The following is a 203-nucleotide window of genomic DNA, read 5'->3' as shown; positions in this document are numbered from 1 at the left end:
GGAGAAGAAACTATGATCAGTCCAGACATTGTTATCGTATTTGTTTCATTGTTTATTGTGTTCATCGCATTAGGATTTTACGGAAAATATTGGAGGAGAGGTGATCTAAATCATGTACACGAATGGTCTCTAGCTGGAAGAAAGCTTGGAACAACTCTGATATTTTTCTTAATCGGTGCAGACCTGTATACTGCATATAGTTT

General features: G+C 36.5%; 1 pseudogene. It reads left to right on the top strand.

Going from position 1 to position 203, the window contains the following annotated elements:
* Positions 1–12: 12 nt before the first annotated feature.
* A pseudogene (locus DYY66_RS13280) lies at positions 13–203 on the top strand (sodium:solute symporter); the annotation flags it as partial.

This window comes from Candidatus Nitrosotalea sp. FS, assembly GCF_011319475.1.
In the GTDB taxonomy this organism is placed as follows: Archaea; Thermoproteota; Nitrososphaeria; order Nitrososphaerales; family Nitrosopumilaceae; genus Nitrosotalea.
This window is presented reverse-complemented; position numbering and strand designations above follow the sequence as displayed.